This window comes from Paenibacillus sp. FSL R10-2748 (genome assembly GCF_038005565.1).
GTDB classification, from domain to species: domain Bacteria; phylum Bacillota; class Bacilli; order Paenibacillales; family Paenibacillaceae; genus Paenibacillus; species Paenibacillus polymyxa_B.
In genome coordinates this window covers 495,481-518,422 of record NZ_JBBOTK010000001.1, presented here as the reverse complement: position 1 = coordinate 518,422, position 22,942 = coordinate 495,481, and the positions used below count along the sequence as shown (strand labels likewise).

Genomic DNA, 22,942 nt, shown 5'->3' with positions numbered 1-22,942 from the left:
ATCCGATGAACCATTCGCCTCATCTTAAATCGTATGTAAAAAAACACCCTGATAATAAAATGGCCTGGTATTTACTCGGCAAAGAGTATGAGAGCAGCGGTCAGGAGGGCAAAGCAAATTATTGCTTCAATCGCGCAGGAGAAGTGTTCGAAGCCTTCGAGCATAAACAGATTCCGGCAGACGTATGGATGGAATATCAGGATAAACTGGTTCAGATGTCCAAGGAGAAGGAGCGAAGGACGGCTCGAACACGCCACCTGTTAACTGCGTTAATGGTACTACTGCTCATATGGGTTCCTTCAGCCAATTCACCGAGACCCTCAAATGAAAATACATCTGTTCCATCCGGAACTGAGCAGGCAGCAATTGATAATATTGAAGTTACGAAAGTGGCCGCTGCTGATCCGAAGGAGATGGCCCAGATCGGTGTGGTTGGTGGTGTGTTTACGGCTCAAGCTCGAAAAGGGAGTGGAGCTGGAACGGGGCTTACTGATATGTTGGCTAAGACTAGCCGATTGCCGTCCAAGACTACGGTGTTGGGCATGGAGCAAGGGGGCTCGTGGCTGCTCTGGAGAGAGGGCATGAAGCCATTACTTAGTGTACAGAACAAAGGAAACGGCGGATTAGCTGTTCAGTCTTACGACGCCGCTGCGTGTGCTTGCAAGCCGTCAGACAGTGAAAATCTTCGCAAAGCAGGTCTAAAATGGGCTGCTGGACAGGAGGAATTAGCTGTGTTGAATAGCTCCATGCGTGCTTTTCGCTCACAGCATCAACGTCTTCCCCAGAGTCTTGATGAACTGACTCGAGACTTTCCCGCTAACACGATGTACGGTACGACAGACGGGATGAAGAAGGCTTTTACACCTATGCGTAATTTACTTGCTTCACCTGGACAGGGAACAGGGAAGGCAGTAGATTTAGACGCTGACTCGTCGGCCGAAAGCAGTCCATTACTGGCATCGTCATTGCACGGACGACCTTTTCTGGGGCAACCGCTGCGAATTGTGGTGGACAAATCTAAGCACAGGCTCGCCCTGGTAAGTGGCAATGTACTTATTCGAAATTATCCTATCGGTTTGGGTGGAGAAAGAACACCAGAAGGGAAATTTGTGATTACCGATAAAGTAGTAAATCCGAACGGTAAATCCAACGGTGAGTTTGGTAGTCGTGGAATGCAACTGTCTGCAACGAATTATGCCATTCATGGCACGAACGAGCCGGACAGCATTGGCAAAAATGAGTCGTTGGGTTGCGTCCGAATGGGTAAAGAGGATGTGGAGGAATTGTTTGCACTCGTACCTTCGGGTACGGAGGTGGTCATTGGTAACGGGGGATTGCCTGATCAAGTGCTTGTGCCTGGTTCTCGATTTACAAGTGAGCCGCAGCATGACCAGACGAATCCCCGCAAAACCTATCACTGGCTAAATTAACGTTTTGATGCTATTGCTACTTGGTGTTTAACGATTTCCTGCTTGTGCTAAAACAATGACCAGAATAATCACAATGATGAGGAGAACAAAGCTGACGGCGGTCCATACAATCGCTTTCTTGTTCACCTCATCCTTTTTCTTTTGCAGACTGGGCGGCTTGCGCTTGGTCTTCATATCAGCAATCCCTCTTTTCTAACGGGCTAAGGTCTTGTCTTACTATGTCCATTGTAAATGGTTTGATTATACATTTTCAATGACATCTCCATGACAACTGAATTGTTCTGATACTACACCTCGCAAATTACTTTCTTTTTGGTATGGAAAAAGCTAAACTATTTTGTAGAGATGTTTTTTTAGGATTGTGCAAGGGCATAGAACGGAGTGGATGAATCGTGTTGTATCGAAGGATTGCGAAACCTGTTTTTTTTAAAATGAGTCCAGAGACGGCCCATCATGTAGTCATTGACGGCTTAAAACATGCGGGTTCACTCCCTGGTGGAGCAGCGACACTGCGAAGGATGTACGGAGTCAAGGAAACGGAGGATCTTGCCGTTGATCTGTTTGGCATTCATTTTCCCAACCCGATTGGACTGGCTGCAGGACTGGATAAAAATGCAGAAGCGGTTACTGGTTTTTCTTCTATCGGGTTTGGATTTATGGAAGTGGGAACGGTGACACCTGTGGGACAGCCCGGCAATGATCGACCTCGTTTGTTCCGACTGCCTCCCGATGAGGCGTTAGTCAATCGGATGGGCTTTAACAATCTGGGTGCTGAGAGCATGGCCAAACGTCTGGCTGCACTCAAACATCGACCTGTTCCGGTCGCAGTTAATATCGGTAAAAATAAAATCACGCCCAATGAGGATGCTCATAAGGACTATGAAAAGTGTATTTCCGCACTGTATCCGTATGCGGACTTCTTTGTAGTGAATATTAGCTCGCCGAATACGCCGGATTTACGAAAGCTCCAGCATGGTCATGAACTGAAGTCGCTATTGGAAGCGGTTCGGGCAGAGATGGGAGTCCAGGCGAAAAAGTACGGCAATGCCAAGTCTGTACTAGTTAAAATTGCGCCGGATGTATCGGATGAGGAATTGGAATATATGACAGATGCGATTGCTGCCAGTGGAGTAGACGGCATTATTGCGACCAATACAACGATATCCAGAGCTGGTCTGACGCACCGAAATGCGAGTGAAACAGGAGGGCTGAGTGGTAAGCCGCTGCGTGACCGTTCCACAGAGGTCATCGGACGGGTGTACCGCCAGACGGAAGGTAAGCTGCCTATTATCGGATCAGGCGGCATCTTCACGAGTCGTGATGCCTATGACAAAATTAAAGCAGGCGCAAGCCTGATTGAAATTTATACAGCATTGATCTACGAAGGGCCGGAAGTAAATAGGGCTATACATGCTGGCCTGCGTGAGCTGCTTCGAAAGGACGGCTTTAGACACATTAACGAGGCTGTTGGTGCAGATCACAGATAAAAAAGTGTTGTCGGAAGAGACAGGAGGTACGGGGATGGACGGAAGAGACTGGGGAACATTTTTACTGCCATACGATCAGGCGGTGGAAGAGCTTAAGGTCAAGTTCAAAACAATGCGTGCGGAGCTGAAAAAGCGCGAGGAATACGCTCCTATCGAATTCGTAACCGGACGGGTTAAAAAAATATCAAGCATCCTCGATAAGGCGAAGAGATTACAAGTTCCTTCTGATCAGCTGGAGACGGGAATCGAGGATATTGCAGGCATTCGCATTATGTGTCAATTTGTAGAGGATATTCGGCGGGTGGCCGAATACATCAGAAGACGTAAGGATTTGACCGTACTGTATGAAAAGGACTATATCACCAATTATAAAGACAGCGGCTATCGCAGCTTTCATATGATTGTGGAGTATCCGGTTCAGACAGCAGTGGGGTTGAAAATCGTGCTGGCAGAGATTCAAATCCGTACGTTGGCTATGAATTTTTGGGCAACTATTGAGCATTCTCTTAGCTATAAGTATCGTGAAAGCTTGCCTGATAATATGCGCACACGGTTGAAAAAGGCAGCTGAGGCAGCCTTTGTATTGGATAATGAGATGTCTTCCATGCGTCTTGAAATATTGGAAGCGCAGAAAAAGTTCGAGGATGAAGCCAATATCGTATCCAAAGTGCTAACAGGTATGCATCGGCTGTATTTCTACCATAAGATCAGTGAAACGATTGATGCGCAGCGCAGATTTAATGAACTGTGGGAACGGCACGACATGGAAGGAATCAAGCTGCTTCACGATGAGGTTAAAGAGATGCTAGAAGCCTCTACCAAGGAAGAAGACAGGGATGAATATTAAATGGCAAACCTTTCCTACGAACCGCTGTACGTGACTTATTTGGTATACTTCAATCGGGATCGGGATTACTTTGAATGTCATGAGGTACTGGAAGAGCTGTGGCTTAAGCTGGACCGTGACCCTGTATATAAAGGTTTGCTGCAAGTTGCTGTAGGACTGTATCATTTTCGGAATGGTAACTATCGTGGTGGACATATGATGCTGGATAGTGCGGTCCACCGGCTGGAGCATGCTCCTTCGCAGGCGCTGGGCATTAATATGGCGAAACTGGTGGACGAGGCGCGCGTTTGCGCCCGTCAGCTTGCTGAAGCTGTTATGACCTGCACGGAAGAGCTTCAGCACCAACCGCCGGTTTATCGGGATTTGACGATTGAAATCGTCGAGCCCGGGTTGCGCCGTGCCGTGGAGAAGGCATCGTCGTCCATTCCAGTCAACATCCCGCAGCAGAGAGGTCCTCGGCGTGGGGAAAAGCATGAGCAGCGTCAGCAGGCGCTGGAAGCTTCAATTAGGCGAAGACAGGCCGCTGGCGGATCGGGCTTTGTCTCGGTGGAAACGAAGGATGCGCCTTGAGTTTGAAGCACATGCACATGGTAAGCAAGCAGCCCGATCCGTTTCATGGGGATCGGGCTGCTTTATCGTTTCAGGTGTGTGAACGTTTGACTAGGAGGTTACGTTCTTTTTATATTTCTCAAAGAAGGCTTTGAAATCGTCGAGTGTGTACCCATTGTCCGAAGGACTTTCCTTCAACCCGCCTACCATACGTTCCTTTTCCACGCCTTTTTCGTAATAAATGAGCGTAGGGGTATACTCAATCTTATACTTGTCCCAGCCATCCTCATACTCACGCAGGTTAAATTCGTGCATCGTGATGTTCTCCTGCTTGCTCAAAGGCAAGAGCTTGGGAGTAGTGGCGCGGCAATGCACACAGTCGGACGCGAAATGATAGACGAAAAAGTTTTCCTTTTTATCAATTTTGCTCTGTAGATCTTCCGGCTTAATAATTTGCTGATAGTTCGGGTCATTCAGCAACTCTTGAGTAGCAGGATTTAACGAGGCTGTGGAAACGCCATACAGCTTGTTCTTAGTGCCTGAATTTAAAGCGAGTAGCACTCCAAGCAAAATGACCAGCACAACAAAAAAGCCGATGACAGGTATAAGCTTTTTTTTGTTGGATTTTTGTGCGTTCAATGCAATCTCTCCTATCAAAATTCAAAATATGTAGCTATGAATCTCATTATTATACAACATTACAGCTTGTAGTGAAAGTTTGTAAATCACACCGATATTGCAGGATAACAGGTTGAATATGGTACAATAAAATTTATTTTAAAAGGACAGGATGATTACGATTATGGGTGTACAGCTCCCCACAGCATTTGTAAAGCGCATGGAGCAATTGCTCGGCGACGAATTTGAAGCATTTATGACCGCCTATGACCACACGCCCCATGCCGGGATTCGCGTCAATACGTTAAAAATTCCGGTGGAGGACTTTAAGGAACGTTCTCCGTTCGAACTGCGGCCGATTCCGTGGTGTGCCACGGGTTTCTACATTCCGCACGGTACAAAGCCGGGGTTACATCCTTACTACCATGCGGGGCTGTACTATGTACAGGAACCGAGTGCAATGTCTCCAGTTGAGCTGCTCAATGTAGCTCAGGACGAAGCTGTATTGGACTTGTGCGCTGCACCGGGCGGGAAATCGACCCAAATAGCTGCCAAACTACAAGGAAGCGGCGTATTGGTGACAAATGATATTAGCACGGACCGAACCAAAGCGTTGGCTAAAAATGTGGAATTGTACGGTGTACGTAATGCCGTGGTACTGAATGAAAGCCCAGATCGAATCGCCGATGCCTTTCCTCATTTTTTTGACAAGATACTAATTGATGCACCTTGCTCGGGAGAAGGTATGTTCCGCAAGGATGAGGATATGGCAAAACAATGGGAGACGCATTCGGTGGATAAATGTGTAGTCATGCAACGGGACATTTTGCGTGTAGCGGCCTCAATGCTGAGCGCAGGAGGGAGAATTGTCTATTCGACCTGCACCTTTGCGCCAGAAGAAAATGAAGGAATGATCGCAGAATTTCTGGGGGCTCATCCCGATTTTGACGTAGTCCCTGTTCCATCAGGCTTTGCACCAGGTCATCCGGAATGGATGAGTGAAGAGGTCGCGGCAGCACACCCTGAACTGCGGGAAACAGCACGCCTTTGGCCGCATCTCGTAGAGGGAGAAGGCCATTTTATCGCTGTGTTGCAACATCGGGGTGGCAATGCTGCTGCGATGGAAGATCACACTGAATCAGAGGATTTGACTCCATTTGAGGACAAGAATGACAGGGCGTTGAACATAGATGCAGCGTATTCACGGAAGAAGCAGTTTTTGTCCGTCAAGGAAGCGCTGACGCCAAGCGGTCAAGGAAGACATGCGACTGGTGAGCCTAAACGAAGTGGTAAAGGAATGGACGGGAATTCCGGTAAAGGAAAGTCCGCGCGCGGCTTGGGTGGCAATAAGTCCCGTTCTGGCAAAGAAAATGTAAAATCCGCTGCACGCTCCCCACAGGATGTGCTGGAGTCCTATCACCAATTTGTGAAGGAGCAGCTGGAGGTGTGCTTAACAGGCTATACGGTGGTTTACGGAGATCGCATTTATCAGTCGCCACTGGCATCACATCGTTTGGACGGCCTGAAGGTGGTGCGACCAGGCTGGTTTATGGGTACCGACAAGAATGGTCGCTTTGTGCCTTCACATCCGCTGGCGGTGGCATTACGCCCTTCAGAGACGGTTAGAAGCATCAATCTCTCCAGTTCAGATGCTGAGGCCATCCGGTATTTAAAAGGTGAGACCTTGTCCATCCCCGTTGAGAGAATGGCACTGCGGAACGAAGTCCAGCCCAAAGGCTATACTCTCGTGTGCATTGATGGTTATTCGGCTGGGTGGGGCAAATGGCAGGACGGCATGCTCAAAAATGAATACCCTACAGGCTGGAGGTGGACATCGGTATGAGTGGAAAAGGAAGACAAACGCAACGTTTGGACAAAGTTTTAACCCATATGGGATATGGCTCCCGTAGTGATATCAAGAGACAAGTTAAGCAAGGGATGATCACGGTAAACGGGAGAACCACCAAGGATAGCGGCTTACAGGTTCATCCCTACCAGGATCAGATTGAAGTGAACGGGGAACTTGTTGTTTTTCGGGAGTATATTTACATCATGCTGCACAAGCCACCGGGCGTCATATCTGCAACTGAAGATACGAGGGAGCGGACGGTGCTGGATTTGCTGAGTGCGGAAGAACGACTTTTTGAGCCCTTTCCAGTAGGACGCTTAGATAAAGATACAGAAGGACTATTGTTGTTGACCAACGACGGTAAGCTAGCGCACGAACTACTTTCTCCACGGCGGCATGTCCCTAAAACGTATGAGGCTACCGTGTCGGGTCATGTCACGGAGGGGGATATTCATCAATTTACAGCAGGAGTGGAACTGGATGATGGGTATGTTACCCTTCCCGCGCAGTTGACCATTCTTCGTCACGAACATCCGTACCAGGCAGATGGAGAAGTCATTTCCTATATTTCGCTTGTAATCCATGAGGGTAAGTTTCATCAAGTGAAGCGTATGTTCGAGGCGGTTGGTAAAAAGGTGACCTATTTGAAAAGAACGGCCATGGGGCCATTGAAGCTGGATGAACAGCTTCCACTGGGCAGCTATCGAGAGCTGACTAGCGAAGAATTGGCATGGATCGGCCGGGATATAGCATCTGCAACGTCAGAAGTTTGATAGGCAGATTAAATATATATGACGCACAGGCTCTTATGAGATTCCTGTGCGTCATTTTATGATATAGACAACCTGACAGAGAATTATTCAAACTCAACGTTCAACACTGAATCGCAGTTTACGAATTATTGTGCGCGTGCTGCCCGGCTTTTTTTCACTTCGGCTGCTTTATAAGCTGTAACCTTGTTTTTACCTGTCGTTTTGGATATGTACATTGCTTGATCGGCCTGCTTGACCAGTTCATCCGGGTTCATTTCTTTCTTCACTGTACTGTATCCGACACTGATCGTGACAATGCTTTCTTCCGCGACCCGCTCGCGGATACGTTCTGCGACATGTCCAACCTTGGCACGTCGATCCACAACCATTGCGACCAGTTCCTCGCCACCGTATCGTCCGGTCAGTCCGATTTCATCCAGTTCATCCTCCATAATCTGTGCGACCTGTTTGAGTACTTCATCCGCACGAGCATGGCCCTGCGTATCATTCAGCTTTTTGAAATTGTCAATATCGCAAAAAATGACCGACACGCGGATTCCTTGATCCATATATCGCCGTAGTCGTCCCGAAAAATATTTGCGGTTATACAGCCCTGTCAGACCATCGGTGATGGAAGAACGATAAATCCTTTGGAGCAGCTCCACAATCCGTTCAAACAGGATGATGAACAACGTAGTATAGTACAGCAATGGTAAAAATGACATATATAGGACTGCGTTTGACCTGCCTGCTTCTTCAGGGATGTCATTTCGCAGCCACAAATAGCCGAGCCAGAGCAAATACATGAATAAGCCCGCTACATACTTCTTTGGCTGTCCGATTCGTGGGGTTATGAACACAAGGCTCAGTATAAGTACCAGTACTCGATAAAACAGAGTGAATCCAACTAGTTTCGCTGTGCTGATCCAAGCGGGTAACAAACCTGCAGTCCAGGCAATAACCGGCAAAATCAATAACGCACCCAGCAGCATCAAGGTCCATGTCTGCACACGTTTCAGCTTCCGGTAGAGTTGAAATACGGCGGCATTGATGAGCACGAAGGCAGACGCCTCCAGCGCATTTTTCCACACGATTCCTTGAAGTTGCATCTTGCCTCCGCCTGCTGAATAGAGATTCATGGCTTCATATGTCATAATAATAATAGCGGCAACCGAAAAAAGGATATAGGCTCTTTTTCGTTGTCTGCTATATATGATCACGCACATCAGTGCCATCATGAGTATAATATACAAACCGCAGGCTGCACTTACGGCCCCGGCCAGAGATGGGAAACCCAAGGTTCCCGATAAGGACAACAACGTCAACATCACCGACTCCATTTGCAAAAGTAGTCAATCTATTGAACGGATGATACCGTTCCGATACAATAGACAGGATTTATCCCATTTAAAATGTTATAATTTTCTTTTGTGACTAACATTTATTCTCAATATATCATCTTTCAGAAAATCCGGAAACCTATACATACAATCTGTGATCCGGGCAGTTTAATGCTTGAAAGGGGAAGCACGTCATGAAATTGCTACAGGCTCTCTTTTTCCCACCCGAGCAACCGGGAGGCGTTTCATCCATGATTCCATATCTGCAAGAGCGATTTACATCCCCCCGTTGGGAAATGGAGCTATTTTCAATCCCTAAACGGATTCGCAACAAGGGTAGGGACGAAGTAACTTTTGATACCTTTGACTGGACGAGATATGAACAATATCCAATCGTCCAAAAATATATTCAGACGTACCGTGACTATTTGTGGTGGACACGGCTTCGTATTCAGAAGCCCTATGACCTCATTCATGCCCATCATCCTATTGCCGGAATCGCCATGAAAACTGTTTTTCCTGACATTCCGCTCGTACAGACGATTCACTCTTCCTATGAGAAGGAGTTAATTCTAAACGGGAAAATAGAGGAGAACGGGCCTGAACACCAATTCTTGGTGTCACTGTATGGGGAAATGGAGCAGAAGGCGGATCGCTTGATAGCGGTATCTCATTCTTTTCAGCATTACTTAACTCCTTACGTTCAGAATCCGCAAGACATTGCAGTCATTCCGAACGGATATGATGAGAAGCGCTTCAAGCCCATTCCACACGAAAATGAAGTGACACAGCTCATAACCGTTTGCCGCCTTGTTCCGGCGAAAGGACTGGATATTTTATTGCGGGCCTGTGCTGAACTTAAAAAAAGAAATCTGGAATTTGTGCTTCATATTATTGGAGACGGTCCGGTTCGCCCTGAGCTGGAAGAGATGGCACGACAGCTCGATATATACCATGAGACGATTTTTTATGGATATACCCTTCATCCAGAAGAGTTTATGCCTTTCTTTGATGTATTTGTTTTGCCTTCTCGGGCGGAGGCCTTTGGTTCGGTATTTGCGGAAGCAGCGTTGAGTTGTCTGGCATTGGTAGGTACAGAAGTGGGAGGAATACCGGAGCAGATTGAGGATGGGGTAAATGGCCTGCTCGTGCCACCCGACAATCCGAGGGCACTGGCAGACGCTTTAGAGAAGGTCATTGCTGACCCTGCCTATCGTTATGAGCTGGCTAGATCTGCCTGCGATAAGGCTAAATCAAGCTATTCTTTAAGTCGGGCGGTTAACGAGTTGAAGAAAATGTATTTGAAATTTCCACATTAACCATGACGAGTATCACCTGGTTTGGAATCGGAATGCCGAAAGCTGGAGCGAGGACGTGAGGAACGGAAAGGTCTCCCGCGTCCTGCTATGATCAGTTTACTAACCCACATCAGACTGAGCATTCCGAAAATAGGATAAAGGACAGATAACAGTGAACTGAAGCCGAACTGACTGATTAAAAAACAGGTGAGCATAATGAATAGTGTGATGAGCTTGGGCGAAATTTGGACATGCTGACGAATTTGCAGACTGACTCCATAAATGTCAGCCACAAAGGTACTGAAGATTTCCATGAAAATGAGTAGAATGTATATGATTTCGACAAAGGCACCCAGACGGTAAGCAATGCTTCCCATAGGGATTTCAAATTGCTGAATGCCCGGCATATGTGCTGACATGGCAAAGTGCGCAGCCATCAGCATAAATCCGACACCAATTCCGCCCAAAACTCCGCCCCAGCGGATGGTTCTTCGGGAAAAGGTTTGGCTGCCAAGGGGTACAAGCACGGCTTGGGCCATAGTCAGGTTGAAGGACGTGTACAGCAGTGGAGAGAGCAAGGTTCGAAATGTACTGTGATCTGTCGTATTCGTAATAAAACTCTGAGGATTAGGCATGGAGAGCGTGCTGTGAACGAGCAGAAGAGACATGATGATCATCAAAGGGACAACCACGGTGTTCATATGCAAGATGGCTTTAATGCCTTTACTTAGCAGCAAATAAGTTCCAATCAGTGTAATAAGCAGTCCGGTTTGGTAATGCAGGTGAAGGTGCTCTACAAAAACAGAGCCAGCTCCTGCCAGCATGACGCTGTTTACGCCAATCAGCACGATGAGTGTGAACCAGCTAATCCATTTCCCGGCATTGGCGCCAAAAAGATGTTTGTTCAGGTCCTCGTAGGATTTGGCTGAAATATCATGAGCGATCAGCATCATTTTCGTACCCAACCATACAAATATGATTGTGGATAGCATAATAGTGAGTGTAGCCCAACGACCGTACTGCGTAAAAAATTGCAGAATTTCTTGTCCGGTAGCAAATCCGGCACCGACGATTGTACCGATGTATGTAAAAGCAATCTGGAAAACATGAATATTACGTTTCATCCCCAGTCCCTCCTTGCCTGCTTGAATAACGCTGCAGCGAGCATATAATACAAACTATGTTCAACTGAAATAGGACATGACTGGATGAGACTGAAAATAATTAAAGTGAATTAATGAGTAGCTTGACGGGAGCGTAATTTATGGGTCAAATCCTTGCATGGATACTGGAATACGGATATTTGGCAATGTTCGGCTTGCTTGCACTTGGAGTTGCGGGTATGCCGATACCCGACGAAGTGCTAATGATCGCCTTCGGCGGGCTCGTGTCTCAAGGGCACTACAACTTCATTGCTGCACTGGCAGTCACATTTTTCGGTAGTATGACGGGTATGATGCTTAGCTATACCCTGGGGCGTCTGCTGGGCAAACCACTTTTGCATCGATACGGAAAATGGGTGAGGCTTACGCCTTCTAGAATTGCCTCTTCTGAAAATTGGTTTGGGCGCTACGGTACCTGGGGAATCCTGTTCGGATATTTTGTCCCCGGCTTGAGACATGTATCCTCATATCTGGCAGGTACAACCCGTCTAGGCGTTTTTCGCTATATCAGTTATGCATCAGCAGGAGCTTTGCTGTGGTGCGGTACATTTTTGGGGATTGGACATGCGGTGGGCATGCATTGGGAGCAGGTGGCGAAGCTAATGGAGAAGGTGACGCATCGGATAGGGCTGGTCGTTATTCTTTTAATCGTTGTGGGAGGAATCACCGCATGGTTCTGGAACAAGCGTAAAAAAAATGTCACATGACCGCATGAAAAGCAGCTACAGCTTGAAAGCGGCGGGTGAAGTATGGTACTTTTACCGCATAGGAATGTCGTGGGAGGTCATGTAATGGAAGTATTAAAGAAACGAATTTTAAATGAAGGCGTGATTGCATCAGATCAGGTGCTGAAGCTGGATGGTTTGCTTAATCACCAGGTTGATCCAGAGCTGACAATGGCAATGGGACGAGAGTTCGCAGCACGTTTCCGGGAAGAGAAGATCACCAGAGTAGTGACCGTGGAGTCCTCAGGCATTGCCATCGGGTTTGCGACAGCATTGGAATTGGGTGTACCGTTGGTATTTGCTCGTCGTAAAAAGACCCTATTAGCTGATCCAGACGCGCTATGTGAACGCGTACCTTCGTTTACTAAAGGTATTGTTACGGATATTATGCTGTCTCGTCAATTTATTCACGAAGATGATCGTGTTCTGTTCATTGATGATATTATCGCTAATGGTGATGCGGCACGAGGCATGGTTAAAATCATTCAACGCTCCGGAGCGGAGTTGATTGGATTCGGTGTCGCGGTGGAAAAAAGCTTTCAGGCCGGAGCGAGAACCATCCGTGAGCAGGGTATTCGTGTAGAGTCATTGGTCAAAATTTCGTCGTTAGCTGACGGCAAGATTGAGTTTGCTGAATAGTAACAATTCAAAACTCCTGATCCTTATTTCTAATAATAACCTTTGCATGAGCTTCAATTTCGCTTATAATATAGATAAGGTTTTGGAGAGGAGGCAGCAACATGGGGAAAGAACAATTGACCGAACAGTTTTTTCTGGAAAAACTGGCAGCGGCTAAAGTACACTTTGAGCGTGCCTTGGATTGTAAGCATACGGAATTCGACGATTTGTATCCCTATATGATTGAACATCCTCAGTTTTTTTGGTATAAACGCTATGTGGCCTGGTCTGAGTTGTTGACGTTGGTTAACCTATGCGAAGAATTGTCCTTCTCTTGGAAAGAAGAATTTACTGCTCACCAAGTGGAGTATGTAGATCAGCGAGTGTTGTCTGCACAAGTGCTGGACTTCTGGTACGAGAAGAACGATACAAAAGAACATGATCACAGTGTAAACCAGTCGGGATAATTTGTCGCTCTGTTGGCAATCCATATAAGTAGTAAGAGAGAAGAGACCTAAATGATTGTTTAGGTCTCTTTTTAAACTTTTTTCATGTATATAGAATCATGGTTGCTGTGTTAAAAAAGTGAATAAGGAGGGGACAAGGATGATTATGGACGAAGAATTGGATGCTTATCGACTCTCCGGTGAAAAGGTGCGTGTCGTACGCGATGGATTGGAGTCCAACGATGTTGTTGGCATTGTACTGGCATGGGATGATGAACAGGTGCTTATTCGCCGCCAGAATCGACGTGTGGTCAAGTTGGATCGCAGTTATACATACCAGCCGTTCGGCGAGCCGCGTCACAATCCGATAGATCTGGGTTAGGAAGGGGTTCCAAATGGGTGTTGGATAAAAATAACTGAGCGATTCATTAGGCATACAGAAACTCTAAATCGGACACAGTAATGAAGGGAAATCCAACAGAGAGGACGTGCTGTGTCAATGACGGTTATGGACGAAAAAGTACATGCATACAAGGATCAAATCAGCCATTTGGAAGATCAGTTGCCCGAGGTAGTTCATGCATATCATCGCTTTACCGGAGAGTGCTTTCAAGCCGGCAGCTTAGATGAGAAAACCAAGCAACTGATTGCGCTAGGCATTGGCTTATTTGCCAACAATGAAGTATGCACGTTTTATCACGTGGACGAGGCGCGGTCCAAAGGAGCCAGTGATCAGGAAATTATGGAGACCATTGCTGTGGCCGCAGCAGTAGGTGGAGGACATGCTCTAAGTCAAGGGGTTACGCGTGTACAGAAGGCGTTGCAATAAAGCAAATCATTAATAGATATGCTTATACTTCGTGATAGCGAATATAGATCGATTTTGATATATGATGGTTATGGAAAGGAGCTTCCGAGCACAGTTGGTGTCTGCGGAAGCTTCTTTCTTTTGCGTGTTTGTTGTGCGGGGACTATGCTCTTCTGCTTGCGGCAAAAGCAGCAGGGCGAGACGTTTTACGCTTATAGGCCAAAGAGGATGTAACCAAACTTCGTTCAACGATGCGTAGGGGTTTGGAAGTTGAATTGTTTGGTAATTCGGGGCGATGTTTCTCTAGTAAAGGAAGGGCGGCTGTATGAGGCATGGAGGTCGAGAGCCCCAGATATGCTCGCATCCGCTCATACATTTCTTTACGGAATGCTGGCATAGCCATATTGAACTGCTCTTTATTTCCTTTACTTATATAGGTGGCGTGAACGCCGGAGTGGTTTTGTTGTATGTCTAGAACATGAATGTGATATTTATTAAATTCATGCTTTATTTCAGATAGCAGGATTCCGGTACGATCTACACCTGCGTTAACCATTTCGACATAAAGATCAGGGGTTTTCAGCATACCGCTTTCTTCAAGAATTAGGCTGTCCCGCTCAAATACTTTTTGAATAAAGGTAAGGAGCAGATAACTTTTCACAAGAGACCATTCATGCTGAGTAGTATCTAAAGAAGTCATTACCATTCACCGCCTTAGGAAAATGTGATGATAATTCATAACCGATTGAAAAAAAAAAGAACCTTCGTTCTCGAGAACTTATGTTCTTATTTTAGTTTATTATTCCTTTTTTTTCAAGGGGAAATTAACAAACATAAAAGGTTTGACATCTTGATATGAGCATGGTATGATCTATCTTGTCGCTAAGAAAGATAGATCTTTCGAGGTATATGACAACATATATGCGGTCGTGGCGGAATTGGCAGACGCGCACGGTTCAGGTCCGTGTGGGCTAACCCCCGTGGAGGTTCGAGTCCTCTCGACCGCATCATCTTATAATATACAGGTTCGTGAATTGCTTTTGTAGCAGTTTGCGGACCTTTTTGTATGCTTAAAAGATTTAAGTTGTTACCCAAGACCTGTGTCGAAGAAATCTCTCCGAAGCTATGAGAACAGGATAATAAGTCTACTGTTGGAATGACCTTATAAGCGCATTCCGGTGGATTTTTCCTAATTGAATCTACTGAATACGAGACTTTTGGAGGCACTCAAAAAATAACAAATAAAACAACTGCCGCTCGTAAGATGTAGCGGCAGTTGTTTAGAATTAACTACATGGAATTAACTGTATCAAAACTCAACATCTCTTTTTTTCTTGGAGCGCGCCCCTGCCAAACGGACAACTAGCGAAGCTACCACCAAAATTGCAGTTACTCCCACAAGGATAACAAAAAAGGATTGATCAAAAGCAGAACGGCCCGCATCTTTCAGTGCTTCTGCAGCCTGGGCAGGCAAACCCTCTGCAGCTATGAGCGCTTCATCCAGGCTGTCTTTCACATTCGCTGGAACGTGGAGTCCCGTAGGGACTTTCATAGCTAGGGAATACGCAAGAGTTGACATGCTTCCGATGATAGCAATCCCTGATGCTCCCCCCATTTCATAGGCAACTTCTTCAATCGATGCAGCCATGCCTGCTTTGTGTGCCGGGGCATAGTTCATAATGGAGTGAGATGCTGCTGTCATACCTGCTCCCAAACCCACACCAAGTAAAGCCAATCCAAGAATCTGCCCGGCCATGCCTGAATTAAATTGCGTGAGATAGATGCCCATTCCCAGACCGGCAATCAGAAGAGAGAAGCTTTTAATACGGATAACGTCATAGCGATGCAATATGGACCCGGTTAAGGGGCCAGCAATGAGAGATGCAATCGGTATGCTGATCGTGTACAGTCCTGCTTGGAGAGGCGACAGACCTTCCACCAGTTGAAGACGCTGAGTTACAATATATTGAATCCCCATCTGTGTAAATGCACCCACCAAGGCCGTTATAAATCCGGTGCTGAACCTTGTAATTTTAAATAAAGTAAGATCAATAAGAGGGCTAGCGCTTTTATTTTGACGACGGATAAAGATGATAAGTGCCAAGACGCCGATAACCGCACCTATTACGGCCAATATTGGAGACCCGTCACGACGGGCAAACTCTTTGATGGAATAGATGAGTCCCACCATGGCGATCATGATTTGGATGGAGCCGGTAAGATCCCATTTTTTCTCTTTATTGCCCGCATGTTTTGGAACATAAATCAGAGTTAATGCAAAAGCAATGATCGCAATCGGCAAATTAATCAAAAATACAGAACCCCACCAAAAATGCTCTAAAAGAAGCCCGCCGACGATAGGACCTAGTCCTGCTCCTCCTGCAGAAACGGAGCCCCAAATGCCGATCGCGAATCCACGCTCGCGTTCATCTGTAAATGTAACCCTAATGATTGACAAGGTAGCGGGCATCATCATAGACGCTCCGACTGCAAGAAGAACCCGAGACGCCACCAATACAAAGGGCACGGGGGAAAAGGCGGCAGTAAGCGAAGCAGCAGCAAATACAAGCAACCCGAGGGTAAAGATTTTTTTATAACCCAAGCGGTCCCCAAGCGTTCCCATTGCTGGCAGCAGGCCCGCCATAACGAGCGAGTAGCCATTGAGAATCCATAATTTTTCTGACGCTGATGCACCGAGGTCATGGGTTAAGCTCGGCAATGCGGTATACAGGATGGTCATATCCATCACAATAAGCAAAAGAGCGCTTGATACGATAGCCAGAACCAACCAGCGTTTGAATTTAGACATGTTGTTCCTCCGTGAATATAAATTTAAGTTATTACAATTTAAAACCTTAATCTATAGGGTTACCCTATAGTCAAGTGCTAATTCTCGGGATAAAATAGACATACTAAACTTCTAAAACATAACGGAGGAATGAGTTATGTCAAAAAGTCACAGCCCATACTTTACTACCAGTGAGCTGGCCAAGACTTGCGGAGTCACCAAACATACCCTGTTCCATTATGATGAGATCGGGCTCTTGAAACCAGAATTCACAAACTCAAAAGGCTATCGTTTTTACTCCATTCAGCAATGCTACGCGCTTGATATTATTAATGTGCTAAAGAAGGCGGGAAGCTCACTACAGGAAATCAAGGAATTTATTGAGAATCAGAATACGCCTCTGCTCATAGAGCTATTCAAACAGAAACTGCATGACCTTGAAGTGGAACGGATTAGAATAAAACGGATGCAAAGCCTATTGAAAGATGCCATTGAAATGACGGAGCAAGCCAAGGGAGAGTTACACGATGGACCGTCGATAGAAGAATGTGAAGAGGAATATTTCATTGCCACACAACTGGAACAGGGTGATGGTGATAAGGAGTTTGCTCACAAATTAAGTGAACATCGAGATTATTGCGAAAATCACTTTACTGATTATGAGTTTCCGATCTGGACCATTTTATCCAAGGATCGGTTTGAGTCAGGGGATTATTATTCCGATTATATTGCCAATAAGCTAAAGGCTCCGACTGTGGGAGAGAGAATAGTTACCAAACCCAAAGGCCTCTATGCTGTCTTAAATCACAGAGGATCATATGAAACAATGTCTGAAGCGTACTCCGTTATAAAAGAGTATATAGCGAGTAAAGGGATGACTGTGTGCGGGAGTGCGTACGCAGTGGATTTGCTCAACTATTTCGCAGAAAAAAATCCAGACGACTATGTAATACGGATATCGGTTGAGGTTTGTAAAGGGAGAAAATTTCTTTTATAAGGTTATCTTTTAAGATATGATAAAAAATAACGCACTTTATGATTGAAGCTATTGAAAGGTTGGATGAAATATGGAGAAAGCAACTTTTGCAGGTGGATGCTTCTGGTGTATGGTGACTCCGTTTGAGGAGCAGCCGGGCATTCATGGCATTGTGTCAGGATACACTGGAGGAACGATTCCTGATCCGACCTACGAGCAGGTTAAAACAGGAACTACAGGTCACTACGAGGTGGTGCAGATTACTTTTGAGCCTGAGCTGTTTCCTTATGAAAAGCTGCTCGAATTATATTGGCCGCAAACAGATCCTACCGACGGGGAAGGTCAATTCCAGGACCGGGGTACACAGTATAGACCCGCAATTTTTTATCATACAGAGCAGCAACGTGAGCTTGCGCAACAGTCCAAGGAGCAGTTGGTACAAAGTGGACGTTTTGATAAGCCAATTGTAACGGAGATTCTTCCTGCTTCTATTTTTTATCCGGCAGAGGATTATCATCAGGATTACCACAAGAAAAACGTGAAGCACTATAAGGAAGATCGGGCCCAATCAGGCCGTGATGAATTTATTGATAAGAACTGGTAAGCGGCTTTAATATACGTTTCTACGCACGATAAGGCAGATCAGGGAGTATTCCATGGATCTGCCTTATACATATTTAGACGAGGTTACTCACACAATGAAGGGACAGAGAAGGAGGCTGACCCGCAATGAGTACACGACGGAAGCTACACATGAGAAACATAATAAAAAAGGCTTTAAAGGCATCTCGCGGCCGGAAAGAGCCAGCTTATGTACCTGTATTCCATTCAAGCTCTAAAATACGGAGAACCGTAGTACTCTGTATTTCGGTATGCATGTTATTCATGGTCTGTTGTACTGGTGTTGCAAAAGCATTAGACAAACAGGACGTGCCGCAAAAGATGGTTGCCGTCATTATCGACGATCTGGGAAATAATATGAAAGGGACTGAGCAAATTTTAAATTTACCCGTTAAGATTACCGTTGCTGTGATGCCTTTCCTGCCTACAACCAAGCAGGACGCTATGGAAGCGCATAAGCGTGGTCATGATGTCATCGTCCATCTTCCAATGGAACCAAAGCAGGGAAAGCCCGAATGGCTTGGACCCGGAGCAATTAAGGCAAATATGACGGATGAAGAAGTACGCGCTAAGGTGACAGCAGCCATAAAGGATGTTCCTTATGCGATAGGAATGAACAACCACATGGGTTCCAAGGTCACTTCGGATAAACGCATTATGTCTATTGTTCTTGATGTTTGTAAGGAGCATGGACTATTTTTTGTCGACAGCCGTACTAATTATTGGTCAGTGGTACCTGAACTTGCCGCTAAAAAGGGAATGCCACCGGTACGCAATGATATTTTCCTGGATGATGTCCATACACTCGCTCATGTGAATCGGCAACTTACAAAAGTGGTTGAGTGGCTGGACGAGCACGATACATGCGTAACGATTGGGCACGTTGGCGTGTCTGGCATGTATACATCCTCGGCTCTTCATTCATCGGTTCCCAAGCTAAAGGAGCACGCCAAATTTGTGGGTATTAGCGATTTGGTGCGTGCTGTATGGGGATGGACTGGAGACCCAGCCACCAACACTACCATGCCGTCAGATGCGCAATAATGCCTTCGGCAACAGCTTCAGCAATGCTTTTTTGACCGCGATCCCCGGAAAGCATGGCTCTGTCCTGTTCGTTACTGATAAATCCGGTTTCCACAATTACAGCGGGATGCTGGATTTTATTCAGAAGATAAAAGGGTTTTCCGTACACTGTTTCTCTATTCATGCAAAATAAGCGGTTTAATGAATGCTGAATCCGTTCAGCCAACAGATAGCTGCTGCCTTCATCCTGATACAGCACAATGGGTCCACGTTTTTCGGTACGTTTGGTCCAATTGACATGCAGGCTTACAACCAAAGCGGTGGGCAGTTGTTCTGTTAGACTTTTACGTTGAGCCAGGTCTTTAAGGTGCCGGGATTTGGACTGCAACCAACGGTTATCGTCACTCAGTGCGTAGTCCTTGTCCCGGTTTAGGACAGCAGGGTAACCCTGGGAGCGTAAGATCAAGTACAGCTTTTGAGCAATGGCGAGATTGATATCTTTTTCCAAAAGCCCTTTGTGACTTGTTCCACCATCCACACCGCCATGGCCTACATCAATCAGGACAACGGGCTTGGCAAAAGCGTGATAGGACGAATGTACGTTGGATGGACCCTCTCTATACTTGTTCGGTTCGTTACTTTTCTCGTCGGGCTGAGCAGCTGTATAGGTAAATGGGGCAAATACAGCACTGCAAAGGATGCATAGACTCAACCCCAGCCCTGTCAGCCATATCTTGTTTAACTTTTTATTCCGCACGTTCTATTCCTCCAGTGGACGAATTGATTGTTTACTGAAAAACCATGCATAACAGACATCAAACCTAAAGCAGCTTAGCTGCCTTCAAACATAACAATTAGCCTTGAGGCAACTGTTATGTTGAAGATAGTATGTTCCATTTAAGGGAAACCATGCATAGTTATTCTCGCAGGGGTTAGACATTTTGGAAAATGAGCAAGCTAGTTGTATCTTCACCTAACGTGTAAATCCGATATTTTCAGGCAATGTGAATGGACATGATAGGGGCAGAATTGAGGAGGTCATGAAGGATGGCGAAGAGTGACGAACTGGTGACGTATATTACGCAGCGAATTGTTCGCTATATGGAAACGCCGCGTGATGTTCGACGCAGTCAAAAACAAGCCAGAGAGCCGTGGGTGAGCAAATGGTTTGGTATGTTGCCTCTGGCTCTGAAAATGTGGATGAAATCCACACGCAGAGAACGAAGAGAGCGACATTAAACTCGCCAAAGAGACCACAAGAGGCATAGGGGATGCCATTTGAGGTCTCTTTTTGTGTTGTAGGGATCATTCCGAATCATTTTGCGTGTTTCTTAATAACTAAGAGTCCAAACGATAAAATTCACCAGCTGACAATAACTGTTTTAAGGGTACAAATCGGGACAGTCCATGATGGTAGGTTAACGCATATAAATTGGGTTGGGACGGATGGTCTGGGGATATCCAGGACTGATACCCACTGATGGATAAGGGACCTCCAAAGGCAAAATTGATACCTGTGGCAGAAAATATAATACGCGGTGAAATACTCAGTGTATCCATAAATTGGGCTGTGTTACGGACAGAAAGTTTTTGCTTGGGTTGAAGCCAACCCAGATCGTCATAGGGATCAAAAGGAGCAGACGAGACCGTAACCGCTTGCGCCTTTGTTTTCAAAAAGGGTACAGATGAAGAGAATGCGTTGTTCTGGAGCTTATGTTTCCAACTCCCATCTGCCACTTCTACAGGTAACGGATCGCCAGTCACAGCATCAATACATATTTCGCTGCCTGTAGAGGAACGCACCAGCCAGTAGGCTAGTAGCGGTTCCTCATACATAGGTGTGATTTGCAGCTTGTCGATAGATGAAAGATCAGTATCTGTGAGCGACACCAGGGATTGACGAAGTACAGCCATACTATAAGGCCCGCCCGGACCATTCCCGTATTCGTTGAGTTGATATGCGCCATTGGAGTCTGAGCCGATAATCAGGTAGCCGATGTATTCTCCCGCACGGTTTACTTGAACAAGCCAACTATGGGTTCCAGGTCCGAGCGGATGATAGCTAAGCTCAGCATCTTTCCACGAGGCAAAAGGGGGCTGCGATGATAGGGATTGTACCGTGTTGTCCGCAGTCTGTTTTACGTCTGCGGGCACGCCTTGCTCCTCAGTAGGAAAACTTGCTGAAACGTCACCCGGGGAAGGGGTAATAGGACTCGTGGAATTCAATGGAGGAACCCACGAGCTTTCGTTGTAGAGAGACACCGAGTTTAAATTGTTGCCTTGTGCGGCTGAGGGAGCCGCATGAATGGAAGTGAACGGACAGACTGCGGACAGGCCGATCAGAACAGCTGCGATCATACCTATGCTATAGTGCCCGGAATGACTCTTATTCAATGTAATCCACCTTTCTGTCGGCTTGATTGCCCGACGGAGGCATTCTTTTTTATCCAGCATACAGCCTGTCCGATAAAAAGACTGCTGCACCTTGTCGGCATAAATGTCGTATCCAGGTTCGTTTTTTGCTGTCGATACATAGGAGACATGTTTAACCAAACTTGTGGTTACAGCAGCGGAAACTGATGTAGGCTGAAGCAAGATGTTACAAGCTGACGATACCTCTGCAACTTTTCTGCGAAGGAGCGAGAGATATCGGTTACCGCAGATGAAATATCCCGCAGTTAATGGCGGATACGAGTACCTTTGGCTCATATTGCCATACCATTTCTTTACGGCGGGCTTGATGCTGCTCTGAAATGGCTTCTTTTTTATCCTCTTCCTCTTTCTGCTCTTTGATTAGATCATCGTAGTAGTGGTCAATAACCTCCAATTCCTCGCGCAATCGTTCCTTCGCCTGCTCAGCCCAACCATAATCTTGCTGACGGAGTTGTTCAGTGATGTAGCTTTCAAGCGAGGTGGAAGCTTCAGGGACAGATAGCTTGGCAGGCTGTACATGCATATTGCCCGCCAGCAGCGGGCTGAGCTGCCGGGTTTCGAGCATGGCGCCAAAATCGGTTACAATGGTGCCGCTTTTGAGCGAAATACCTAGCCACTGAAGTTCCTCACGCTTCAAATCGCAGGCGAATTCAATCTTATAGCAAATGCTGAGCCAAGCTTCATAGACTACGGGAGAGCGGGCAGACAGCTGACGGGCATCAGGCTGCTCAAACAAATAAACATATTTCCCTCCATCCCGTGCGGCTTCAAAAATTTGATGCAGCCGACGGCTTCCATATCGAAGCTCCTCCTGCAAAATACGTCCAGGTCCCAATTGTTGTAACGTTGGTACATGACCGAAGTAACGCCCCATGACCTGATCCTGTGCTGCGTTGCCTGATGCTGGAGTTGGTGGCGTATGATCGGCTAAACGTTCCTGTTCTGTGCGATAGGCTTCCCCATCAAAGATGAAAGTGAAGGACATCGTCTGCGCTGGAACGCCAGTACGCTCTACGTATCCCCAATAGTAGGGGCGGTTTGTTAGGGCTTTATCCGCTTCTGGAGAAAGCTTGACAGTTACATGGTGGGGCGACCTCTCGATGACACTACATCCGGTAGCTTCCAGATAGGTGTGGACAAAGCGCTGGACTTGCTGTGCATTCATGGTCAA

General features: G+C 46.3%; 25 protein-coding genes and 1 tRNA gene. 17 read left to right on the top strand and 9 right to left on the bottom strand.

From position 1 onward, the window contains the following. The first annotated feature begins 5 nt into the window (after positions 1 to 5). Entirely contained in the window at positions 6 to 1,430 is a 1,425-nt protein-coding gene (locus NSS66_RS02380) for a L,D-transpeptidase (RefSeq protein WP_028542816.1), read from the top strand. A 27-nt stretch (positions 1,431 to 1,457) separates the two neighbouring features. On the opposite strand, the gene NSS66_RS02375 is transcribed toward NSS66_RS02380, so the two are convergent. Further along, the gene (locus NSS66_RS02375; RefSeq protein WP_023988033.1) at positions 1,458 to 1,604 is read right to left on the bottom strand and encodes a hypothetical protein; all 147 of its coding nucleotides are present in this window, start codon (positions 1,602 to 1,604) and stop codon (positions 1,458 to 1,460) included. Positions 1,605 to 1,822: 218 nt separating this feature from the next. Here NSS66_RS02375 and NSS66_RS02370 point away from each other — a divergent pair, with 218 nt between their 5' ends. From NSS66_RS02370 to NSS66_RS02360, 3 genes are read left to right on the top strand one after another with little or no spacing between them, the layout of a single operon-like run. Further along, complete coding sequence (locus NSS66_RS02370; RefSeq protein WP_340958388.1) at positions 1,823 to 2,917, top strand: quinone-dependent dihydroorotate dehydrogenase; 1,095 nt, start codon at positions 1,823 to 1,825, stop codon at positions 2,915 to 2,917. Positions 2,918 to 2,951: 34 nt separating this feature from the next. Next, a complete protein-coding gene (locus NSS66_RS02365; RefSeq protein ID WP_023988035.1) occupies positions 2,952 to 3,764 on the top strand; it encodes a GTP pyrophosphokinase in 813 nt (270 codons plus the stop codon). Next, positions 3,765 to 4,334 carry a DUF309 domain-containing protein gene (locus tag NSS66_RS02360; protein WP_028542815.1) on the top strand — a complete coding sequence of 190 codons (570 nt, stop codon included), beginning with the start codon at positions 3,765 to 3,767 and terminating at the stop codon, positions 4,332 to 4,334. Between the two features lie 90 nt (positions 4,335 to 4,424). Here NSS66_RS02360 and NSS66_RS02355 read toward each other — a convergent pair whose 3' ends face one another. Beyond that, positions 4,425 to 4,952 (bottom strand): thioredoxin family protein, encoded by a 528-nt coding sequence (locus NSS66_RS02355; protein ID WP_013309735.1) that lies wholly within the window; start codon positions 4,950 to 4,952, stop codon positions 4,425 to 4,427. Positions 4,953 to 5,115: 163 nt separating this feature from the next. Between NSS66_RS02355 and NSS66_RS02350 the strand changes: the two genes are divergently transcribed. Next, on the top strand, positions 5,116 to 6,774 hold the full coding sequence (locus NSS66_RS02350) for an RsmB/NOP family class I SAM-dependent RNA methyltransferase (RefSeq protein ID WP_076264294.1): 1,659 nt from the start codon (positions 5,116 to 5,118) through the stop codon (positions 6,772 to 6,774). After that, positions 6,771 to 7,553, top strand: coding sequence for a pseudouridine synthase (locus NSS66_RS02345; protein ID WP_076264293.1), 783 nt, complete (start codon positions 6,771 to 6,773; stop codon positions 7,551 to 7,553). Before NSS66_RS02350 ends, NSS66_RS02345 begins: the two co-directional genes overlap by 4 nt. A 125-nt stretch (positions 7,554 to 7,678) precedes the next feature. On the opposite strand, the gene NSS66_RS02340 is transcribed toward NSS66_RS02345, so the two are convergent. Continuing rightward, positions 7,679 to 8,860, bottom strand: coding sequence for a GGDEF domain-containing protein (locus NSS66_RS02340; protein ID WP_053325169.1), 1,182 nt, complete (start codon positions 8,858 to 8,860; stop codon positions 7,679 to 7,681). Positions 8,861 to 9,066: 206 nt separating this feature from the next. Between NSS66_RS02340 and NSS66_RS02335 the strand changes: the two genes are divergently transcribed. Beyond that, positions 9,067 to 10,191 (top strand): glycosyltransferase family 4 protein, encoded by a 1,125-nt coding sequence (locus NSS66_RS02335; RefSeq protein WP_023988040.1) that lies wholly within the window; start codon positions 9,067 to 9,069, stop codon positions 10,189 to 10,191. Here the strand turns inward: NSS66_RS02335 and NSS66_RS02330 are convergent. Next, the gene (locus tag NSS66_RS02330; protein ID WP_023988041.1) at positions 10,188 to 11,294 is read right to left on the bottom strand and encodes a YkvI family membrane protein; all 1,107 of its coding nucleotides are present in this window, start codon (positions 11,292 to 11,294) and stop codon (positions 10,188 to 10,190) included. The genes NSS66_RS02335 and NSS66_RS02330 overlap by 4 nt on opposite strands. Before the next feature lie 140 nt (positions 11,295 to 11,434). Here NSS66_RS02330 and NSS66_RS02325 point away from each other — a divergent pair, with 140 nt between their 5' ends. The 5 genes from NSS66_RS02325 to NSS66_RS02305 all read left to right on the top strand — a co-directional run bounded on the left by NSS66_RS02325 (position 11,435) and on the right by NSS66_RS02305 (position 13,951). Then, positions 11,435 to 12,040, top strand: a complete 606-nt coding sequence (locus NSS66_RS02325) for a DedA family protein (RefSeq protein ID WP_023988042.1) — start codon at positions 11,435 to 11,437, stop codon at positions 12,038 to 12,040. 84 nt (positions 12,041 to 12,124) lie between these two features. Next, the gene (locus NSS66_RS02320) at positions 12,125 to 12,697 is read left to right on the top strand and encodes a xanthine phosphoribosyltransferase (protein WP_023988043.1); all 573 of its coding nucleotides are present in this window, start codon (positions 12,125 to 12,127) and stop codon (positions 12,695 to 12,697) included. A 101-nt stretch (positions 12,698 to 12,798) separates the two neighbouring features. Further along, on the top strand, positions 12,799 to 13,143 hold the full coding sequence (locus NSS66_RS02315; RefSeq protein WP_007429850.1) for a hypothetical protein: 345 nt from the start codon (positions 12,799 to 12,801) through the stop codon (positions 13,141 to 13,143). Positions 13,144 to 13,282: 139 nt separating this feature from the next. Then, on the top strand, positions 13,283 to 13,504 hold the full coding sequence (locus NSS66_RS02310) for a hypothetical protein (RefSeq protein WP_023988044.1): 222 nt from the start codon (positions 13,283 to 13,285) through the stop codon (positions 13,502 to 13,504). A gap of 117 nt (positions 13,505 to 13,621) precedes the next feature. After that, positions 13,622 to 13,951: a carboxymuconolactone decarboxylase family protein gene (locus NSS66_RS02305; RefSeq protein ID WP_013309744.1), complete on the top strand. Its 330-nt coding sequence runs from the start codon at positions 13,622 to 13,624 to the stop codon at positions 13,949 to 13,951. A gap of 142 nt (positions 13,952 to 14,093) precedes the next feature. Here the strand turns inward: NSS66_RS02305 and NSS66_RS02300 are convergent, their stop codons facing one another. Continuing rightward, the gene (locus NSS66_RS02300; RefSeq protein ID WP_023988046.1) at positions 14,094 to 14,630 is read right to left on the bottom strand and encodes a hypothetical protein; all 537 of its coding nucleotides are present in this window, start codon (positions 14,628 to 14,630) and stop codon (positions 14,094 to 14,096) included. Between the two features lie 223 nt (positions 14,631 to 14,853). Between NSS66_RS02300 and NSS66_RS02295 the strand changes: the two genes are divergently transcribed. Next, a tRNA-Leu gene (locus NSS66_RS02295) sits at positions 14,854 to 14,937 on the top strand. Positions 14,938 to 15,239: 302 nt separating this feature from the next. Here NSS66_RS02295 and NSS66_RS02290 read toward each other — a convergent pair. Continuing rightward, positions 15,240 to 16,739, bottom strand: coding sequence for an MFS transporter (locus NSS66_RS02290; protein ID WP_023988047.1), 1,500 nt, complete (start codon positions 16,737 to 16,739; stop codon positions 15,240 to 15,242). Positions 16,740 to 16,875: 136 nt separating this feature from the next. On the opposite strand from NSS66_RS02290, the gene NSS66_RS02285 reads away from it, so the two are divergent. The 3 genes from NSS66_RS02285 to NSS66_RS02275 all read left to right on the top strand — a co-directional run bounded on the left by NSS66_RS02285 (position 16,876) and on the right by NSS66_RS02275 (position 19,359). Continuing rightward, entirely contained in the window at positions 16,876 to 17,715 is an 840-nt protein-coding gene (locus NSS66_RS02285; protein WP_053325172.1) for a MerR family transcriptional regulator, read from the top strand. A gap of 70 nt (positions 17,716 to 17,785) precedes the next feature. Then, positions 17,786 to 18,298 carry a peptide-methionine (S)-S-oxide reductase MsrA gene (gene msrA / locus NSS66_RS02280; protein ID WP_340958387.1) on the top strand — a complete coding sequence of 171 codons (513 nt, stop codon included), beginning with the start codon at positions 17,786 to 17,788 and terminating at the stop codon, positions 18,296 to 18,298. Between the two features lie 125 nt (positions 18,299 to 18,423). After that, positions 18,424 to 19,359: a divergent polysaccharide deacetylase family protein gene (locus NSS66_RS02275; protein ID WP_340958386.1), complete on the top strand. Its 936-nt coding sequence runs from the start codon at positions 18,424 to 18,426 to the stop codon at positions 19,357 to 19,359. On the opposite strand, the gene NSS66_RS02270 is transcribed toward NSS66_RS02275, so the two are convergent. Beyond that, complete coding sequence (locus tag NSS66_RS02270; RefSeq protein ID WP_340958385.1) at positions 19,334 to 20,095, bottom strand: N-acetylmuramoyl-L-alanine amidase; 762 nt, start codon at positions 20,093 to 20,095, stop codon at positions 19,334 to 19,336. The genes NSS66_RS02275 and NSS66_RS02270 overlap by 26 nt on opposite strands. Before the next feature lie 290 nt (positions 20,096 to 20,385). Between NSS66_RS02270 and NSS66_RS02265 the strand changes: the two genes are divergently transcribed. Continuing rightward, positions 20,386 to 20,577 (top strand): YqzE family protein, encoded by a 192-nt coding sequence (locus tag NSS66_RS02265; protein ID WP_023988052.1) that lies wholly within the window; start codon positions 20,386 to 20,388, stop codon positions 20,575 to 20,577. A 99-nt stretch (positions 20,578 to 20,676) separates the two neighbouring features. On the opposite strand, the gene NSS66_RS02260 is transcribed toward NSS66_RS02265, so the two are convergent. Next, positions 20,677 to 22,047, bottom strand: a complete 1,371-nt coding sequence (locus tag NSS66_RS02260) for a hypothetical protein (protein ID WP_340958384.1) — start codon at positions 22,045 to 22,047, stop codon at positions 20,677 to 20,679. Next, complete coding sequence (locus NSS66_RS02255) at positions 21,992 to 22,942, bottom strand: YqhG family protein (protein ID WP_340958383.1); 951 nt, start codon at positions 22,940 to 22,942, stop codon at positions 21,992 to 21,994. The genes NSS66_RS02260 and NSS66_RS02255 overlap by 56 nt, the downstream gene beginning before the upstream one ends.